The organism is Moorena sp. SIO3I6 (assembly GCF_010672095.1).
On record NZ_JAAHHU010000675.1, the window covers coordinates 1 to 2,465 of the forward strand.

Below are 2,465 nucleotides of genomic sequence, written 5' to 3' on the forward strand. Positions count from 1 at the left end.
ATGGACTGGGTGCGACTCGTTGACTAGAAACCTTATCCGAAAAGATATGGGGGATTAGTCGCAAGGTAATAAACCTTGACAACTTGATAACCATGTTGGTGAGACACCAACCCTCGTGAAATCCGAGTGACAGCCCTACCCCTAGTCAATGAGAAGTAACAAACTCTAGGCTAAAGCGGGGTCGAACAGTGAAGCTCTACCAGCCTAAAGTGGGGTTAGTAACAGGCAAGGAACTCATGGGTACCACAAGAAAGATACGCTTGAACCATCGTTATTATTGAGTAGCGAAACAAGGCTGAAACGCTACAAATAAACAATTACGGAACACACAGGATTTTAGGGTTCCGGTCCCCTAAGAGATTTACTCCTAGTTCCCGGTGGATAGTATCACCCTAAAAGTTCACAAAAGATGGTTACCAGGAACGAAGTAACCTCATAGGTACTCTCAGAAAGGTCGATTTCTGAGTAGGTAGTTAGCCGCATGGCCTATGAAGGAGAGATAGAGTCAGAAGCAAAAGCTCAGGGTAATGCCTGAGATACGCAGACAGACTCACGTGGTTAGGAAAAGATCTAGCTATGAGTAGCAGTAAAAATGTCGAAAACTCGGGGGTTCGCCCCACAGTCTGAATGGAACAAGGTCAATTGGCGAAAGCTTGAAATGACCGTGTTTAAGCTGCAAAAACGGATATATCAAGCCTCTCAACGTGGCAATGTTCGCGTGGTAAGAAAACTCCAAAAACTTCTAATGAAATCCTGGTCAGCAAAGATGCTAGCGGTAAGGAAGGTAACTCAAGAAAACAAAGGGAAAAGGACAGCAGGAATCGATGGTCAGAAGGTTTTGTCGAACCAAAAGAGATTGAACCTAGTCAAAAACCTGAAAGTTTACAAGAAACCCCAACCCACTCGCAGAGTCTGGATAGATAAACCCGGAAAGAAGGAAAGGAGACCATTAGGAATCCCGACCATATATGACCGAGCACTCCAAGCTCTAACCAAACAGGCGTTAGAACCTGAATGGGAAGCACGCTTTGAACCTAATTCATACGGGTTCAGACCAGGAAGGTCATGTCATGATGCCATCCAAGCAATTTTTACAAGCATCAATCAGATGCCCAAATGGGTATTAGATGCTGACATCTCAAAATGCTTCGATAAAATAAACCACGATGCACTTCTCACAAAAATAAACACCTACCCATCCATGAAAAGATTAATCAAAGGATGGCTAAAGGCAGGTGTAATAGACAACAACACATTCTCCACTACAGACGAAGGGACTCCCCAAGGTGGAATAATATCACCACTATTGGCAAATATAGCCCTCCATGGAATGGAAGAAGAAATTAAGGAATTCGCTGAAACACTCCCTTCTAAATATGGAAGCGGAAAAGTTAAAAGAAGAAGAGCCCTAAATCTAATCCGATATGCAGACGACTTCGTCATAATGCATAAATCCAAAGAAGTAGTAGAAGAATGTCAGAGAATCATCAGTTTATGGTTGAATGACATAGGTTTAGAATTAAAACCAAGTAAGACAAAGGTCATACACACGCAAGAAGGATTTGACTTCTTAGGATTCAACATCCGTCAATATAACGTGGGAAAGAACCAGTCAAAACAAGGTTTTAAAACCCTCATCAAACCACCAAAGAAGAAAGTGAAAGAACATTGGGAGCAGCTATCCACCATCATAGATAAACACAAAGCTGCCCCCCAGGCTGCCCTAATAAGCAGACTTAAACCAATTATAAGGGGATGGTGCAACTACTACAGCAGCGTAGTAAGTAAAGAAACCTTCTCCAAATTGGACAACATGCTCTGGAACAAACTTCAAAGATGGGGATACAGGAGACATCCAAAGAAATCAAAAACCTGGGTAAACAATAAATACTGGGGAACAAAGGTAACCAAACCCAAAAACCCCTGGGATGCCCCTAAAGTAGACAATTGGGTCTTCAGGACAAAAGAGGATAATTACCTCCCAAAACATGCGGAAAAAGAAATTATTCGACATGTTAAAGTCAAAGACACCAAAAGTCCATTTGACGGAAATCTGATTTACTGGAGTACCAGAATGATGAAACACCCCGAGATGACCAGTCAGAAGGGAAAACTTTTGAAAAGGCAAGAAGGGAAGTGTTCCCATTGTGGTCTCACCTTTAGGGACGAAGATTCATTGGAAATACATCACATAACACCACGCTCACAAGGTGGAACTGACAAACTCAATAACCTTGAGCTCCTCCACTTACATTGCCACGACAAAAAACACGAAACCAAGATTGCGATAAAGCACCAAAAGTCAAACCCTTCGGAGCTAGATAACAATCCGTTTTAGTATAGAGGTACCAATGAAAGTGTGTTCCTGCCATGAGGAGCCGTATGACAGGAAACTGTCACGTACGGTTTTGAAGACGAGTCGGCGGGGGTGACCCCTCGGCTTAGTTTAATACTATCAATGATGT

Annotated in this window: 1 protein-coding gene; it reads left to right on the forward strand. The window is 42.7% G+C overall.

Features of this window, described 5'->3' with window-relative positions; genetic code table 11:
- Positions 1–592: 592 nt before the first annotated feature.
- The gene (gene ltrA, locus F6K49_RS41290; protein ID WP_293106880.1) at positions 593–2,338 is read left to right on the forward strand and encodes a group II intron reverse transcriptase/maturase; all 1,746 of its coding nucleotides are present in this window, start codon (positions 593–595) and stop codon (positions 2,336–2,338) included.
- Positions 2,339–2,465: the final 127 nt, after the last annotated feature.

What these genes read in the sequence shown, in the direction of transcription:
- ltrA (WP_293106880.1), top strand. Translation starts at nt 593, where the DNA reads ATGTCGAAAACTCGGGGGTTCGCCCCACAGTCTGAATGGAACAAGGTC.